This is a genomic window from Pantoea sp. E956-1 (genome assembly GCF_982223955.1).
This window is the reverse complement of record NZ_CEUYZP010000001.1, coordinates 947,229-964,229: the sequence shown is the minus strand read 5'-3', so window position 1 is coordinate 964,229 and position 17,001 is coordinate 947,229. Positions and strand designations below refer to the sequence as shown.

Here is a 17,001-nt window from a genome sequence, read left to right as displayed (position 1 = left end):
GAAAGGAGCTCACATGGCAATTTTAGTCACGGGCGGAGCAGGGTATATCGGCTCCCATACGGTACTGGCGCTGTTGCAGCGCGGTGATGATGTTGTGGTGCTGGATAACCTCTGCAATGCCTCACGCGAAGCGATTAACCGCGTTGAGAAACTGGCGGGTAAAAAAGCGACCTTCGTTGAAGGCGATATCCGTGACCGCGCCTGTCTGCGTGACCTGTTTGCCTCCAACAGCATTTCAGCGGTAATCCACTTCGCTGCGCTTAAAGCGGTTGGTGAATCCACGCGTATGCCGCTGGAGTACTACGAGAACAACGTCGCGGGCACCGTGGTGCTGCTGGAAGAGATGCGTGATGCCGGCGTCTGGAACTTTATCTTCAGTTCATCAGCAACCGTTTATGGCGCAGATGCCCCGGTTCCTTACGTTGAGACCACCCCGATTGGCGGTACCACCAGTCCATACGGCACCTCTAAGCTGATGACCGAATTCGTGATGCGCGACTTCGCCAAAGCTGAGCCGAAGTTCAAGGCGATTGCGCTGCGTTACTTCAATCCGGTTGGCGCGCATGAGTCAGGCGAAATCGGTGAAGATCCGGCGGGCATCCCAAACAACCTGCTGCCGTATATCGCGCAGGTTGCGATTGGCCGTCTGGAGAAGCTGGGCGTGTTTGGCGGTGATTACGATACGCCAGACGGTACCTGTCTGCGTGACTACATCCACGTTGTTGACCTGGCGGAAGGGCACCTGAAAGCGCTGGATTATCTGAGCAAAGTTGAGGGCTACACCGCCTTTAACCTGGGCGGCGGCAAAGGCTTCTCGGTGCTGGAGATGATCAAAGCGTTTGAGAAGGCGTCCGGCAAGGCGATCCCGTTTGAGATCAAGCCACGTCGCGATGGCGACCTGCCTGCGTTCTGGGCCGATGCGTCACTGGCAAACACAACGCTCGACTGGCGCGTGACGCGCGGCATCGATGAGATGATGCGCGATACGTGGAACTGGCAGAGCAAGAACCCGGATGGGTTTCGGTAGTCTGCGATGAAATTCAAAAAACCCGGCTCAGGCCGGGTTTTTTTGTGCCTGCGTTAAGAGAAATTGCATATTCCTGCTCACTCTCCTCACCTCAATGCCAGATTGTGACTGAATGATGACTTAATACGGAATTATCCTGGTCTGGCTTCTGTAGCGTTTAATCACAATAGCGGCTTATCCGACTCTGTGAAGAGGCGCAAAGCGCGATTCCCTATACGCTACTATGCTGTTTTGCCAGTGATTACATTAACTCATGCAGAATGAGATCAATGTTTAGTCACTCTTAAGTTTTGTCAGTGGCAATGAAAGATTAGGCATATTATTTTTGCCGCACAAAATGTACTATTTGGTGTTATCCCGAAACCCGTATGCGATTGAATAAAATATAATCAGCGCATCGACAGGCTAACCTGTGAAGGCAAGATTGCTATCACACAGCGCATTGGTTGCTGCAAGCCAGGGGCGGTAGCGTGGCTGTTTATTCATAACGAATAAAAATTGACCCGCTTATATGCATAGCATGTTTAAATTTGTTAGAGGATGTGGAATGTTACTTCCCGTAATCATGGCCGGAGGAACCGGCAGCCGCTTATGGCCCCTTTCCCGCGAACTTTACCCAAAACAGTTCATCTGTCTGCACGGTGAGCACTCCATGCTGCAGGAGACGGTTAATCGTCTGAGCGGCGTCGAAGCGCGCGCACCGATGGTCATCTGTAACGAGGAGCATCGTTTCCTGGTTGCCGAGCAGTTGCGACAAATTAACAAGCTATCTCATAACATTATTCTCGAACCGGTAGGGCGTAATACGGCTCCGGCCATCGCGCTGGCTGCGCTGAACGCCGTAGAGCAGGGTGACGATCCTGTTCTGCTGGTGCTCGCTGCCGATCACGTGATTGAAGACCGTGCTGCGTTTCATCAGGCTATCAAAGTCGCCACCGCCTATGCCAAACAGGGCAAGCTGGTGACTTTTGGTATCGTGCCAACCGGTCCGGAAACCGGCTATGGCTACATTCAGCGTGGCGAAGCACTGCCAGGCGCAGAAAGCGGCCCTTATCAGGTTCAGCGCTTTGTTGAAAAACCGAATCAGAGCACCGCTGAGCAGTATCTTGAGTCCGGTGAATACTACTGGAACAGTGGCATGTTCATGTTCCGGGCTAAACGCTATCTGCAGGAACTGGAAAAATTCCGTCCGGATATTCTGGAAGCCTGCCGTCGCGCCATGGCTAACGTGAAAGAAGGGAATGATTTCATCAGTATTGATAAAGATGATTTTATCGCCTGTCCTGACGAGTCAGTGGATTACGCAGTAATGGAACAGACCGATGCCGCTGTGGTCGTCCCGCTGGCAGCCGGATGGAGTGATGTCGGTTCATGGTCTGCACTGTGGGAAGTAAACGACAAAGACACTCACGGCAACTCGCTGAAGGGCGATACCTTCCTGCACAACACCAAAAACTGCTATATCAACAGTGAAGATCAGCTGGTTGCCGCCATCGGCGTTGAAAACCTGGTCATTGTGAACACCAAAGATGCTGTGCTGGTTGCACGTAAAGACCAGGTACAGGATGTTAAGCGGGTGGTTGAGTTCCTGAAAAGCGAGTGCCGCAGTGAATATCGCCGCCATCGTGAAACTTACTGGCCATGGGGACGTTGCGATCTGGTGGTCAACACTGGACGCTTCAACGTTAACCGCATCACGGTTAAGCCGGGTGAAGCCTTCCAGTTGCAAATGCACTATCACCGCACCGAACACTGGGTGATCCTCTCAGGCACAGCGAAAGTCACTATCCAGGATAAAACCCTGCTGCTGACAGAAAACCAGTCAACCTTTATTCCAATCGGTCATCCGCATACGTTGGAAAATCCAGGCAAAATTCCTCTGGAACTTCTGGAGATCCAGTCGGGTTCTTACCTTGGTGATGACGACCTCATTTTAATTAAACAACAGTTTGCAAGTAAGTAAGGACAGACACGATCATGGCAGCACTGACCTGTTTTAAAGCTTATGACATCCGCGGCGAGTTAGGTACTGAACTGAATGAAGACATCGCTTACCGCATTGGCCGCGCCTATGGTGAATTTATCCGGCCAAAAATGATTGTGGTGGGCGGCGATGTACGACTCACCAGCGAGTCGTTAAAGCTGGCTTTAGCCAATGGACTGCGGGATGCGGGCACTGACGTGCTTGATATCGGTATGAGCGGCACCGAAGAGATCTACTTCGCTACTTTTCATTTAGGCATTGATGGCGGCATTGAAGTGACTGCCAGCCACAACCCGATGAACTACAACGGGATGAAACTGGTACGGGAAGGTGCTCGCCCGGTCAGCGGCGATACCGGTCTGCGTGACGTCCAGCGCCTGGCTGAAGCCAATGATTTTGCTCCGGTAGAAGAGAGCAAACGTGGCAGTTATAAACAGATTTCGGTACTGGATGCTTATGTCGATCACCTGATGGGTTACATCGACCTGAGCAACTTCACTAAACCAATGAAGCTGGTGATCAACTCCGGTAACGGTGCTGCAGGTCATATCATTGATGAAATTGAAAAACGCTTTAAGCAGGCGAATGCGCCAGTAACGTTTATCAAAGTGCATCATGAAGCTGACGGTAACTTCCCGAATGGTATCCCAAATCCACTGCTGCCGGAGTGTCGCAAAGACACTTCTGATGCGGTGCGTGAGCATCAGGCCGATATGGGGATCGCCTTCGACGGTGACTTTGATCGCTGCTTCCTGTTTGATGAGAAAGCAGAGTTCATTGAGGGTTACTACATCGTTGGGCTGTTAGCAGAAGCATTCCTCAAGAAAGAGCCAGGAGCGAAAATCATTCACGATCCGCGTCTGACCTGGAACACCATTGATGTGGTGACCAAAGCGGGTGGTATTCCGGTGATGTCTAAAACCGGTCATGCGTTTATCAAAGAGCGCATGCGTGAAGAAGATGCGGTTTATGGTGGCGAGATGAGTGCGCACCACTATTTCCGTGACTTCGCTTACTGCGACAGCGGTATGATTCCATGGCTGCTGGTGGCAGAGTTGCTGGCAGTGAAAGGGGAGACGCTCTCCGGGCTGGTTTCTGAACGAATGAAGGCGTTTCCTTGCAGTGGTGAGATTAATTCTAAAGTTGCACATGCTAAAAATAAAATTGAAAAGATAAAGCAGCGTTATGCTGAACAGGGAGCGAACGTTGATACGACCGATGGTATCAGTATGGAATTTTCAACTTGGCGTTTCAATTTAAGAACGTCAAATACAGAGCCACTCGTCAGGCTTAATGTTGAAACTGTTGAAAATACAGAATTGATGCTAGAAAAAACTGCTGAGCTAATGGATGCCCTGAATGGTGAGTAACTCATGATTAATGGTTTATTAACTGGAATAAATCGTTACCGCGGATTTATTTTTGATAGTATCAAGCGCGATTTCCAATCGCGCTATCAAAGCAGCTTTCTAGGAGCAATTTGGCTTGTATTACAGCCTGTCGCCATGATTTCGGTTTATACATTAGTGTTTTCTGAACTTATGCGTGCAAAGCTCTCAGGTATGTCATCACCTTATGCATACAGTATCTACTTATGCTCAGGTGTTTTGACATGGGGACTGTTCGCGGAAACACTTAATGGATTAATTAATGTTTTTTTAACCAATTCTAATATATTGAAAAAGTTGAGTTTTCCACGAATCTGTCTTCCTATAATTGTAACATGCTCATCAATATTAAACTTTCTAATTATATTCACACTCTTCTTGATGTTTCTCTTATTAACAGATAACTTCCCTGGATTAGTCATATTGAGTATGTTACCCGTATTAATCATTCAAATGATTTTTACAGTAGGCTTAGGTATCATACTAGGTGTGATGAATGTATTTGTGAGGGATGTAGGGCAATTAACGTCAATATTATTACAATTTTGGTTTTGGTTTACGCCTATTGTTTATGTTAGTGACACTTTACCAAAATGGGTTCAGGGTGCCTTAGCCTATAATCCAATGGCAACAATAATCAAAGCCTATCACAACATTTTTGTTTACAAACAACCACCTGAATGGGCAACTCTTGGGCCAATAACCCTAATATCAATTACCTTGTTCTTATTGGGGTGGGTCATGTTCAGAAAACATGCAGCTGATATTGTGGATGAATTATGACAACAAGTATTTCTGTTAAAAATCTATCGAAAGCTTATAAATTTTATTCATCGAAGTGGAGTCGAGTGTTTGAAAAATTTCTTCCTGATAAAAAGTCTCTTCATGAAAAAAAGTGGGTTCTAAAAAATATTTCATTTGATATAGCATCTGGTGAGTCAGTTGGAATAGTGGGTGTTAACGGTGCCGGTAAAAGCACTCTATTAAAGTTACTGACTGGTACTACTCAACCAACGCTGGGTACTATTTCGACATCAGGGCGAGTAGCAGCACTGCTTGAATTGGGAATGGGCTTCCATCCAGATTTTACGGGTAGGCAGAACGTATTTATGTCTGGTTTGATGATGGGATTAAGTCGAGAAGAGATCTCTGTTTTACTACCAGATATTGAGAAATTTGCGGACATTGGTGCCTATATTGATCAGCCTGTACGTATCTATTCAAGCGGTATGCAAATGCGATTAGCCTTTGCAGTTGCCACGTCCTCAAGACCAGATATATTGATTGTAGATGAAGCCCTATCGGTAGGGGATTCAAGATTTCAGGCGAAATGTTATGCGCGTATTGCCGATTTCAAGGCTCAAGGTACAACATTATTATTAGTATCACATAGTTCAGGTGATATTGTTCGACATTGTGATCGCGCCATTTTTTTAAAAAATGGCGAAATTGCTTTAGATGCATCTGCACGCGAAGTAACAAATCGATATCTTGATGAGCTTTTTGGAAAAGCTGGTATTGAGAAAACTGAGGCTCTGAATGATGATATCTCAATAAGCCTCAATTTGGCTGGTGAAGCCGATAATGATATCTTTCATACACGACCAGGATATAGACAAGAAGAATATCGATGGGGGCAGGGCGGGGCAAAAATAATAGATTATGATATTCAGATAAAAGCAAAAAGCTTTCCCTCGAATATTGTAAGTAATGAAGTAACCGATTTATATTTTAAAGTTATTTTCGACGATGATTATGATAATGTTGTTCCAGGTATTCTGATTAAAACATTAGATGGTCTTTTTTTATATGGTACTAATTCGTTTTTAGCTTCTGAAGGAAAAGAAAATATTTCTGTTAAAAAAGGTGATGTCAGGATATTCAGGTTTACCTTTCCAATGAATTTAAATGAAGGCCAATATTTAATCTCATTCGGTGTTTCATCAGGAAATCCTGAACTTGAAATGATCCCGCTAGATAGACGATATGATTCAATAATTATCCATGTGAGTAAATCCATGCAATTTTGGGGCATTATCGATCTTAGATCATCTTTCGAAAGCTATGACAAAAGGTAAGTTTTAAGAATGAATAATACTCTGCACGACCTTGTAACAGCGTTACCTGAAGTCTATCAAACAATCTTCGGCCATCCTGAATGGGATGATAATGTTTCTCGAAATTGTAACGAGCGACTGGATGTTATTTATGAGGTTTATACAACTCTTTCTAAAAAGCTAGGACGCCCTTTAAAAGTTTTGGATTTAGGTTGTGCTCAGGGGTTTTTTAGTTTGAGTCTCGCAAGTAGAGGAGCGACAGTTAAAGGTATTGATTTTCTTGATAAAAATATCAATGTTTGCCGTGCTTTGGCTAAAGAAAACACGAGTTTTGATGTTGAATTCGATACAGGTCGTATTGAAGATATTATCGAAAAAATTGAGCCTAGGAAGTATGATCTGGTAATAGGTTTAAGCGTCTTTCACCACATCGTTCATGAACATGGCATTGATAAAGTCAGACTCTGGTTATCGAAATTGGCAGACTCAGTTCATGCAATGATTCTTGAACTTGCGTTGAAAGAGGAACCTCTATATTGGGGTCCCTCTCTTCCCGACCAACCTGAAGAATTAATCGAAAATTGCAAGTTTTATAGAATCATTGCTGAATATCAGACTCATTTATCATCAGTGATTCGACCAATGTATGTGGTAAGTAATGATTATCTTATATTATATAATTATTGTGAAGAATTTACATATTCTTCTAGTGTACCATATAAAACCGACGTTGAAGTTCATGAAAATAGCCGGAGATACTATTTTAATGCTGACCACGTTTGCAAATATTATAACTTCAGCAAAGCTAACTTATCTTCATTTGAGCAAGAGCGAAGCAGAAAAGAGCTTCTTCAGGAAATAGATTTTCTCAATTCTCCCCCTTCTGGTTTTTCTGCGCCGCAATTAGTCGATAGTGGTACAGGAAAAAACGACGGTTGGGTTGTTATGGAACGTATTTCCGGCGATCTTCTTTCTGATTTGCTCGAAAAAAACAAAAAAATAGATTTAGACCATATTATTCGCAGTTTACTTGAACAGCTTGTGATCCTTGAAGAGAATGGTTATTACCATGATGATATTCGCTCGTGGAATATATTAATTGACATAAAAAATAATGTTAATTTAATTGATTTTGGTTCAATTTCAAATGATAAAAAAGATTGTGTTTGGCCTGATAATATATTTCTGGCATTTAACATATTTCTTAAAGAAGTTTTAATTCCTCATGAAATTTCTGATGGAGTTTTACGCTCCGCTTCTATCAGCCCGTTTAATCTTCCTGGGAAATATGAAAATTGGTTACACCAATTTTGGAGAAAGCCAGTTCGGGAATGGACTTTCAGATCCTTACTTGATCTTTTTAATAAATTAGACCAGCTTCCTGAGCTTACAGATAAACTGGGTAGTACTGATGAATGGATCAGAGCCCAGGAAAAGTTATTAATGAATAGTCAATCATACATTTATAAACTTTTAGCCGAAAATGAAGCAAATCATTCAAAAATCACACAGATTGAAAATCACATTGAATGTTCAATTGATAATAAGCTAAATGAATTAGAAGTTGAGTTAGAGCTTAACAATCAAAAGACTGAAATTCTTAAGACCAATTTCGAATATTTAATCAATACACTTGAGTTAAAGTTCGAAAACAAATTCAATGAAAATGTTGAAAATGTTAATAGTTTCAGATCAAGTTTCGAACAAACATTGGTTTCTTTAAAAGAGAGTCTAGTTAAAAATGATGGTGAAAAATCAGAGCGTCTTTCTGAAGAGAAACTTATAGGAATGATCGAAGATTTACAGCATAAGTATCATTTACAGGTCAACGAAAACGCTCGTCTTCATGCCCACATAGCAGCAATGACACACAGCAGTTCATGGCGAATTACAGCGGGTTGGCGTAAAACAGGACGATATGTTAAAGCTTTTCGTAGTAATACATTTGGTTCATTATATAAAAAAATAATTAAAATAACTGCATTTAAAACTCTTTCTTATCTAAATGAAAGGCCTCTCTTAAAAACAAAAATTGTATCACTCGCAATAAAGTTTAAGTTTTATGATGCTCTATCTAAAATGTATCGGCGTATTAATTATCGAAAAACAGGTGATGAAAATGGCACGACAGTAGTTAATGAAGATGTCATTGTTTCACAAGCCGATAGCAGTCAGTTACCTGCACCTGTTAAAGAAATTTACTCTAAGTTAAAACGTTAAAATATAAATCAATTTTAAAGGAGTATAACTTTGCACATTTTATTTGATATGCAAAGCTGCCAATCTGAAAGTCGGCTTCGTGGCATAGGGCGTTATTCATTATCTTTGGTTAAAGCTGTTATACGTAATTCTCCTGGGCACAGAGTCAGTATTTTATTAAACGGCCTATACCCAATAGACATAATTAATAGTGTTAGAAAAGAGTTCAAAGGTCTTATCCCTGAAGAGAATATTTATATTTTCTCGGCAACTGGACCGCTAGCATATTGCGATAAGAACAACCATGCTAGAAATAATATTGCTAAAATCTGCCGAGATCTTGCAATTGCAAACATTAATCCAGATGTTATTTGCAACACGAGTTTCAGTGAAGGATTTGTAGATGACTTTTTAGTGTCAATAGCAGATGTTAAAAATAAACCTAAACAATTTTCAATTATTTATGATTTAATACCCCTGCTAAATAAAGATGTATATCTTGTAGATGAGAATTTTAAAAACTTCTACATGAATAAATTACTAGAGCTTGAACAAGCTGATGGGCTACTTGCGATTTCCGAATCAGCGGCAAGAGAAGTCAAAAATAATACAGAAATTAGTCCAGAAAAAGTTACTAATATATCATCAGCAATAGATTCTCATTTTAAAAAAACCATCATTACTCACGATAGGAAGAAAGAACTATGTTTAAAATATAATATTCATAAAGATTTTGTAATGACTATTGGCGTACTGGAGCCCCGAAAAAATATTGAGGCATTAATCCACGCTTTCAGTATTCTGGATGAAGACGTCAGAATTAATCATATGCTTGTGCTGGCCTGTCAAATAAAACCACACGATAAAGAACGGTTGCTTATTATTGCGCGTAAGCATGGGCTAAATGATGATGATATAGCATTTACTGGTTTTATACCTGATGATGATCTTGTTTCACTGTATAACATATGCAAACTTTTCGTTTTTCCTTCAATTCATGAAGGGTTTGGATTGCCGCCGCTTGAAGCTATGTCTTGTGGTGCCGCAACTATAGCATCAAATACTACAAGCCTCCCTGAAGTTATGGGATGGCATGAATCTATGTTTGATCCGCGAAATGTGAATGATATTTCAGCTTTAATGCAAAAGGCTTTAATTGATGATCAATTCCGTCATGCATTAGCCAATAATGCCGAAAAACAAGCCTCTAAGTTTTCTTGGGATATTTCAGCACAAATTGCTATAGATGCTTTCGAAAAAAGTTTAAATAAAATTAGTATCGATGAAAATATTGGTGATAACTCATTAGAGGAAGCCATAGAAAGAATAATAAATAGTCCATCCCAACTAAATGATGACGTTGATGTATTGGGCACAGCATGGTCTCTGGCGAAAAATAATTTTCAAAAACATGAGCGTAAGCTACTAGTTGATATCTCTGTTTTGGTTCAACATGATGCTCGGACAGGGATACAAAGAGTGGTAAGAAGTGTTTTATCAAATCTTATCAGTTCCGGGTGTAATGGATATGTTATACGCCCTGTTTATTGCAGAATGGGTGAACTGTTCCACTATGCTAATGATTACTTAAAAGATAATTATGATATTGATTATGGCAATGATGAACCGGTTTTCTTTAGTAAAGACGACATTCTGCTTGGTTTAGATTTAACCGCACATTTGTTTCCATATCTCAACAATCAAATTAATACAATTAGAAAGAGTGGTGCTTTTGTTTATTATGTGGTTTACGATATTATTCCTTTGTTACACCCTGATTGGACTGATGTCAACGTCCGTGCAGCATTTCCACTATGGTTGAAATCAATTTCCGAAAATGCTGATGGTCTGGTTTGTATATCGCATAGTGTTGCGCTGGAAGTAGATAATTATTTAAATGAACATAAAGATTCAATAAACCGAAATCCTTCACTTGAATTGAAACATTTTCATTTAGGCGCTGATATTTCTGCGAGTAAACCATTTACTTGCCGACCAGATAATGCCGCTGATCTGTTAGATAAATTAAAAATTCAACCTACTTTTCTTATGGTAAGCACCATTGAACCCCGTAAAGGGCATGAACAGGTTTTGCTTGCCTTTGAAAAATTATGGAATGATGGCATACCCTGTAATCTTGTCATTGTGGGTAAAAAGGGATGGGGTGTCGATAATCTGATTGAAAGAATTGAAAATCATGTTCAAAAAGACCGAAATCTCCATTGGCTGAATAATATTGGAGATGACTTTCTTTCAGAATTATACGTTGAGACTAATGCACTTATCGTAGCATCTTATGCAGAGGGTTTTGGACTGCCCATTATTGAAGCAGCTCAGCAAGAATTACCAATCATCGCTCGTGATATACCTGTGCTACGTGAAATTGCAGGCGATAACGCTTATTATTTTAATGGAAGTGATCCTGAGAGTGTTTATTCAACAATTAAAGATTGGATAGAAATGGAAAGGATCGGCACTATTCCCGATTCTAGAAATATTAACTGGTGTACATGGAAGGAAAGTACAGTACAATTACTGCAACAGCTTCCATTAGTAAAACAAAACTGAATGTAGTTATTAGGAGTAGGTATGAATACGGCAGTTATTACAGGCATTACTGGTCAGGATGGCGCATATTTGGCCGAGTTGTTGCTCAATAAGGGTTACAAAGTCTTTGGTACTTATCGTCGTACAAGTTCAGTAAACTTCTGGCGCATCGAAGAGTTAGGCATTAAACAAAATCCTAATCTTCATCTGGTCGAATATGATCTGACTGACCTGTCATCAAGCATTCGTTTACTTCAGGAAAGCAAAGCGACCGAAGTCTACAACCTTGCGGCTCAGAGCTTTGTAGGTGTTTCTTTTGACCAGCCGCTTACCACAGCTGAAATTACAGGTATTGGTCCGGTAAACCTGTTAGAAGCTATTCGTATCGTTAACCCTAAAATTCGTTTCTATCAGGCGTCTACTTCAGAGATGTTTGGTAAAGTGCAGGCTATTCCGCAGAAAGAAGATACACCTTTCTATCCGCGTAGCCCGTATGGCGTTGCAAAGTTGTATGCCCACTGGATGACAATTAACTACCGTGAGAGCTACAACATCTTCGCATCAAGTGGCATTCTGTTTAACCACGAATCACCACTGCGTGGACAGGAGTTTGTAACCCGCAAGATCACCGATTCTGTAGCCAAAATTAAGCTCGGTAAGCTGGATGTGCTTGAGTTAGGTAACATGGACGCTAAGCGTGACTGGGGCTTTGCTAAGGAATATGTTGAAGGCATGTGGCGTATGCTGCAGGCTGATGAGCCAGATACATTTGTCCTGGCGACCAACCGCACTGAAACAGTCCGTGACTTCGTTTCAATGGCGTTCAAAGCGGCTGGCATTGAATTGCGTTTTGAAGGCAAAGATGACCAGGAAGTAGCCATCGATGTCGCCACGAATAAAGTGGTCGTTAAGGTCAATCCTAAGTTCTACCGTCCTGCTGAAGTAGAATTATTGATTGGTAATCCACAGCGCGCGAAAGACATTCTGGGCTGGGAGCCAAAAACTACGCTCGAAGAATTGTGTGCGATGATGGTAGAAGAAGATCTGCGCCGCAATAAACAAGGGTTCTCCTTCTGATATGACTAATGGCAAAAAAGCACTGATCACTGGGATCAAGGGCTTTACCGGCCAATATATGGCAGCGGATTTATCCGCTGCCGGATATGAAGTTTATGGTTTCGGTTCAACTCCTACCCAGCGTTCCTCACACTATTTTCAGGTTGATCTTACCAATGCAGCAGATGTAAAGAATGCTGTAGACAGTATTAAGCCAGACATCGTTGTTCATCTTGCAGCCATCGCTTTTGTTGGTCATTCCGACCCGAATGCGTTCTATAGTGTAAACCTTTGCGGTACGCGTAATCTGTTACAGGCTCTTAGCGAATCCGCAAAAATGCCGGATGCAGTTTTGATCGCCAGCAGTGCTAATGTTTACGGTAATAACACACCGGGAAAATTAGCAGAGTCAGTTCCTGCCAGACCTGCAAATGACTATGCGGTAAGCAAGCTGGCCATGGAGTATATGACCAGTCTGTTTTATGAAAAATTGCCGATTATTATTACCCGGCCATTCAATTACACCGGCGCCGGTCAGGCAGAAAATTTCCTGATCCCGAAAATCGTCAAACATTTTCGTGAGAGAAAAGATGTAATTGAGCTGGGCAACATAGATGTATGGCGTGATTTTTCCGACGTGCGTGACGTCGTTAAAAGCTATTCAGCGTTACTTCATTCCCGCTCATCTGGTCAAACTGTCAATGTCGCTTCAGGTAAAATGCATTCATTGAGGGAGGTCGTTGATCTCTGCCAATCTCTGACCGGCCATGATATTAAGATTGAAGTTAATCCTGATTTTGTCCGGCCTAATGAAATTAAAGAACTTTGTGGCGATATCACTTTGCTCAGTAGCTTAGTCGGTGAGACTTCGTCTAAAATCCCTCTTAGAGATACCCTGAAATGGATGCTGGAAGCAAAGCAATAAACGTCGTTTATTCTACGGACTGTATTAAATATCCTTTAACCGGTATTGGCCGTTATGCGTTTGAGCTTGCTAAACAGCTTCAGGAAAGAGATAACGTCGCGCTGACGTTTCTTCATGGCACTAAGACTCGCGACTCACTAGCAGTCGCGAGTGAGTCTGCTCAATCGGTTCAATCCCTAAAGCGTAAGTTACAAAGAAGCAAAACAGTAAGTGAAATATATCGCCTGACTTTTCCGGTAATGAAAATGATGGCGCTGAGGCATTTTAAGAATCATATATTTCATAGCCCAAACTATTATCTACCTCCTCGCGTGAAACACTGTGTTGCCACCTTTCATGACCTGTCAGTATTCCATTGGCCTCAATTTCATCCGGCTGGACGTGTTCACCTGATGCAAAAAGAGTTAAGGAATACCGTTTCGCGTGCATCGATGTTGATTACTGACTCTTATTACACAAAGAATGAGTTAATTGATTTCTTTGGTATTGAAGATAATAAAATTGCCGTAGCTCCTCTGGCTTGCAATGAACATTTTCATCCTCGAGACGAAGCTGAGACACAACGCGTACTTAAAAAGTATAATCTTAAGTGGCGATGTTTCTTTCTGTATACCGGCACGATTGAACCAAGAAAGAACATTCTGACGCTGTTGCAGGCCTATGACCGTCTGCCTGCACATGAGAAGTCTGCTTTTCCGTTAGTCATTAGTGGGTATAAAGGTTGGGAAAATGAGCAACTCTTTAAACTCTTTGATAAAGGCGAGAGAGAAGGCTGGTTAAAATATTTAGGTTTTGTGCCTGGTAACGATCTGCCGCATTTATTCAGTGCTGCGACGAGTTTTGTATTCCCTTCAATCTATGAAGGTTTCGGCTTACCGGTTCTTGAAGCAATGGCATCAGGAACGCCCGTAATTTGCTCAAATGCAACATCACTTCCTGAAGTCGCCGGAGATGCAGCACTAATGCATGACCCTCAGGATATTCATGCTTTGACAACTTACATCCAGATGATGATTGAAAACGCAGATGTAAAGCGCCGTATGATTGATACGGGATTAGCGCGTGCCCGCGAATTTTCATGGTCACTGTGTGCGGATAAAACCATTGAAGCTTATGAGCAGGTCGCAAAATATATATGATTAAAGTTTTACACTGTTATAAAACCTACTATCCTGATACTTTTGGCGGCATTGAACAGGTTATTTATCAGCTTGCAGAAGGTGGTTTTAAATCAGGTATTGAGTCTATTGTTTTTACTCATAGTCCCCAATTTGAAAACAAAAAAAACACGCTGGATAATCATCAGATTCATCGGGTCAAGACGCAGTGTGAGTTTGCTTCCACCCCATTCTCCTATTCAGCGATAAAAGAGTTCAGGGAACTGGCTCAGGATGCCGATATCATCCATTACCACTTTCCTTACCCATTTATGGACTTCATACATTTTGCCGCTGGAATTAAAAAGCCATCAGTAGTGAGTTACCATTCTGATATTGTTAAGCAGAAAGTACTGTTAAGGCTCTATACTCCATTGATGAACCGCTTTCTCTCCAGTGTGGACCGCATCGTTGCCGCGTCGCCAAACTATGTTGAAAGTAGCCCGGTCCTGCAGCAGTTCAAAGATAAAGTTGAAGTTATTCCTTACGGTCTTGATAAGCAGTTTTATCAAAATAACGATCCTGCCGTTCTGCAAAAATGGCAGGCAAGATTTCCGGATGGCTTCTTCCTCTTTATTGGAACATTTCGTTATTACAAAGGCCTGCATATATTAATCGAGGCGGCAAAGAACAGCCGTTATCCAATCGTCGTGGTTGGTGCAGGTCCCATCGAGGCTGAGCTGAAATCGCAGGCGCAGCAGTTAGGCGTGAACAATATTCATTTCCTGGGTGCGCTGGAAGACAGCGAAAAATCTGCCTTGCTACAGTTATGTACCTGTCTGGTTTTCCCGTCTCATTTACGTTCTGAAGCTTTCGGGATCTCTTTGCTGGAAGGTGCTCTCTATTCAAAACCACTGATCTCCAGCGAGATCGGAACGGGAACAACCTTTATCAATATTGATCGGGTCACAGGTTTAGTCGTCCCTCCCTCCGATCCCGCAGCATTACGACGGGCGATGGATGAAATCTGGCAGAACCCCGAGCTGGCAATGACCTTTGGTGCGGCTGCGCTGGCACGCTTTGAATCCCTTTTCACAGCGGATAAAATGATTCAAAGCTATACAAAGCTTTATAAATCCTTGTTAAATGTGTGATTTATTTTCAGATAATTTCATCTGTGCGACCGCACCATTCATTACCTTTAATCCGCTATCCTGAGTTAACATACTGATCACTTACAAAGTGGTGTTACGGGTAACACCATGCGAGACCACAGACAGGAGTATGTAATGTCCAAGCAACAGATCGGCGTTGTAGGTATGGCAGTGATGGGCCGCAATTTGGCTCTTAACATTGAGAGCCGCGGTTACACTGTTTCTATCTTTAACCGTTCACGCGAAAAGACTGATGAAGTCATCGCCGAGAACCAGGGCAAGAAACTTGCTCCTTTTTACACCGTTGAAGAGTTTGTCGAATCGCTGGAAAAACCTCGTCGCATCCTGCTGATGGTTCAGGCGGGTGAAGCGACCGATAAGACAATCGCCTCCCTGACCCCACACCTGGATAAAGGCGACATCCTGATCGATGGCGGTAACACCTTCTATAAAGACACCATCCGTCGTAACAAAGAGCTTTCTGACCAGGGCTTCAACTTCATCGGTACCGGTGTTTCCGGTGGTGAAGAGGGCGCACTGAAAGGCCCATCTATCATGCCTGGCGGTCAGAAAGAAGCCTACGAGCTGGTTGCACCGATTCTGGATAAAATTGCTGCACGTGCAGAAGATGGCGAAGCCTGTGTGGCTTACATCGGTCCGGACGGCGCGGGCCACTATGTGAAGATGGTTCACAACGGTATTGAATATGGCGACATGCAGCTGATCGCTGAAGCCTATGCTCTGCTGAAAGGCGCGCTGGGTCTGAACAACGAAGAACTGGCTGAGACCTTCACGGAGTGGAACAACGGCGAGCTGAGCAGCTACCTGATCGACATCACCAAAGATATCTTCACCAAGAAAGATGAAGAAGGTAAATACCTGGTTGATGTGATTCTGGATGAAGCAGCGAACAAAGGTACCGGTAAATGGACCAGCCAGAGTTCACTGGATCTCGGCGAACCTCTGTCACTGATCACTGAGTCTGTGTTCGCCCGTTACCTCTCCTCGCTGAAAACCCAGCGTGTGGCCGCCTCTAAAGTACTGAGCGGTCCACAGGCGAAGGCCTTCACCGGTGACAAAGCGGAGTTCATCGAGAAAGTTCGTCGCGCTCTGTATCTGGGTAAAATCGTTTCTTATGCTCAGGGCTTCTCACAGTTGCGTGCCGCGTCAGAAGAGAACAACTGGGATCTGCACTACGGTGAAATCGCGAAGATCTTCCGCGCTGGCTGCATCATCCGTGCCCAGTTCCTGCAGAAGATTACTGATGCTTACGCAGAAGATGCAGGCATCGCTAACCTGTTGCTGGCACCTTACTTCAAAGATATCGCCGATCAGTATCAGCAGGCGCTGCGTGATGTGGTTTCCTACGCGATTCAGAACGGTATCCCGACGCCAACCTTCTCTGCGGCGATCGCTTACTACGACAGCTACCGTTCAGAAGTGCTGCCTGCTAACCTGATTCAGGCGCAGCGTGACTACTTCGGTGCGCATACCTACAAGCGCATTGATAAAGACGGTGTGTTCCACACCGAGTGGTTAGACTAATCACTAAAAAGGGCTTCCCTCG

12 protein-coding genes are annotated in these 17,001 nt (G+C 42.9%); all 12 read left to right on the top strand.

Going from position 1 to position 17,001, the window contains the following annotated elements:
• The first annotated feature begins 13 nt into the window (after positions 1-13).
• The 12 genes from galE (at position 14) to gndA (ending at position 16,979) form a co-directional block, all read left to right on the top strand.
• The gene (gene galE / locus AC0T7J_RS04825; protein ID WP_010670976.1) at positions 14-1,027 is read left to right on the top strand and encodes a UDP-glucose 4-epimerase GalE; all 1,014 of its coding nucleotides are present in this window, start codon (positions 14-16) and stop codon (positions 1,025-1,027) included.
• A 547-nt stretch (positions 1,028-1,574) separates the two neighbouring features.
• Positions 1,575-2,990, top strand: a complete 1,416-nt coding sequence (locus AC0T7J_RS04820) for a mannose-1-phosphate guanylyltransferase/mannose-6-phosphate isomerase (protein ID WP_473792521.1) — start codon at positions 1,575-1,577, stop codon at positions 2,988-2,990.
• Between the two features lie 14 nt (positions 2,991-3,004).
• On the top strand, positions 3,005-4,381 hold the full coding sequence (gene cpsG, locus AC0T7J_RS04815; RefSeq protein ID WP_473792519.1) for a phosphomannomutase CpsG: 1,377 nt from the start codon (positions 3,005-3,007) through the stop codon (positions 4,379-4,381).
• A 3-nt stretch (positions 4,382-4,384) separates the two neighbouring features.
• Positions 4,385-5,182, top strand: a complete 798-nt coding sequence (locus tag AC0T7J_RS04810) for an ABC transporter permease (RefSeq protein WP_473792517.1) — start codon at positions 4,385-4,387, stop codon at positions 5,180-5,182.
• A complete protein-coding gene (locus AC0T7J_RS04805; protein WP_473792515.1) occupies positions 5,179-6,477 on the top strand; it encodes an ABC transporter ATP-binding protein in 1,299 nt (432 codons plus the stop codon). Before AC0T7J_RS04810 ends, AC0T7J_RS04805 begins: the two co-directional genes overlap by 4 nt.
• Before the next feature lie 9 nt (positions 6,478-6,486).
• Positions 6,487-8,676 (top strand): methyltransferase domain-containing protein, encoded by a 2,190-nt coding sequence (locus AC0T7J_RS04800; protein WP_473792513.1) that lies wholly within the window; start codon positions 6,487-6,489, stop codon positions 8,674-8,676.
• 30 nt (positions 8,677-8,706) lie between these two features.
• Positions 8,707-11,223 (top strand): glycosyltransferase family 4 protein, encoded by a 2,517-nt coding sequence (locus AC0T7J_RS04795; RefSeq protein WP_473792511.1) that lies wholly within the window; start codon positions 8,707-8,709, stop codon positions 11,221-11,223.
• 21 nt (positions 11,224-11,244) lie between these two features.
• A complete protein-coding gene (gene gmd, locus AC0T7J_RS04790; protein ID WP_473792509.1) occupies positions 11,245-12,279 on the top strand; it encodes a GDP-mannose 4,6-dehydratase in 1,035 nt (344 codons plus the stop codon).
• 1 nt (position 12,280) lies between these two features.
• Entirely contained in the window at positions 12,281-13,183 is a 903-nt protein-coding gene (locus AC0T7J_RS04785; protein WP_473792507.1) for a GDP-mannose 4,6-dehydratase, read from the top strand.
• Positions 13,159-14,322: a glycosyltransferase family 4 protein gene (locus tag AC0T7J_RS04780; RefSeq protein WP_473792505.1), complete on the top strand. Its 1,164-nt coding sequence runs from the start codon at positions 13,159-13,161 to the stop codon at positions 14,320-14,322. Before AC0T7J_RS04785 ends, AC0T7J_RS04780 begins: the two co-directional genes overlap by 25 nt.
• Complete coding sequence (locus tag AC0T7J_RS04775; RefSeq protein ID WP_473792504.1) at positions 14,319-15,434, top strand: glycosyltransferase family 4 protein; 1,116 nt, start codon at positions 14,319-14,321, stop codon at positions 15,432-15,434. The genes AC0T7J_RS04780 and AC0T7J_RS04775 overlap by 4 nt, the downstream gene beginning before the upstream one ends.
• A gap of 135 nt (positions 15,435-15,569) precedes the next feature.
• Positions 15,570-16,979, top strand: a complete 1,410-nt coding sequence (gene gndA, locus AC0T7J_RS04770; RefSeq protein WP_010248093.1) for an NADP-dependent phosphogluconate dehydrogenase — start codon at positions 15,570-15,572, stop codon at positions 16,977-16,979.
• Positions 16,980-17,001 lie beyond the last annotated feature (22 nt).

Bases quoted from the DNA above. Each gene is read 5' to 3' on its own strand.
- AC0T7J_RS04800 (WP_473792513.1), top strand. From the start codon at position 6,487: ATGAATAATACTCTGCACGACCTTGTAACAGCGTTACCTGAAGTCTAT.
- AC0T7J_RS04810 (WP_473792517.1), top strand. From the start codon at position 4,385: ATGATTAATGGTTTATTAACTGGAATAAATCGTTACCGCGGATTTATT.
- galE (WP_010670976.1), top strand. From the start codon at position 14: ATGGCAATTTTAGTCACGGGCGGAGCAGGGTATATCGGCTCCCATACG.
- AC0T7J_RS04805 (WP_473792515.1), top strand. From the start codon at position 5,179: ATGACAACAAGTATTTCTGTTAAAAATCTATCGAAAGCTTATAAATTT.
- gmd (WP_473792509.1), top strand. From the start codon at position 11,245: ATGAATACGGCAGTTATTACAGGCATTACTGGTCAGGATGGCGCATAT.
- AC0T7J_RS04775 (WP_473792504.1), top strand. From the start codon at position 14,319: ATGATTAAAGTTTTACACTGTTATAAAACCTACTATCCTGATACTTTT.
- AC0T7J_RS04780 (WP_473792505.1), top strand. From the start codon at position 13,159: ATGGATGCTGGAAGCAAAGCAATAAACGTCGTTTATTCTACGGACTGT.
- AC0T7J_RS04820 (WP_473792521.1), top strand. From the start codon at position 1,575: ATGTTACTTCCCGTAATCATGGCCGGAGGAACCGGCAGCCGCTTATGG.
- cpsG (WP_473792519.1), top strand. From the start codon at position 3,005: ATGGCAGCACTGACCTGTTTTAAAGCTTATGACATCCGCGGCGAGTTA.
- AC0T7J_RS04785 (WP_473792507.1), top strand. From the start codon at position 12,281: ATGACTAATGGCAAAAAAGCACTGATCACTGGGATCAAGGGCTTTACC.
- gndA (WP_010248093.1), top strand. From the start codon at position 15,570: ATGTCCAAGCAACAGATCGGCGTTGTAGGTATGGCAGTGATGGGCCGC.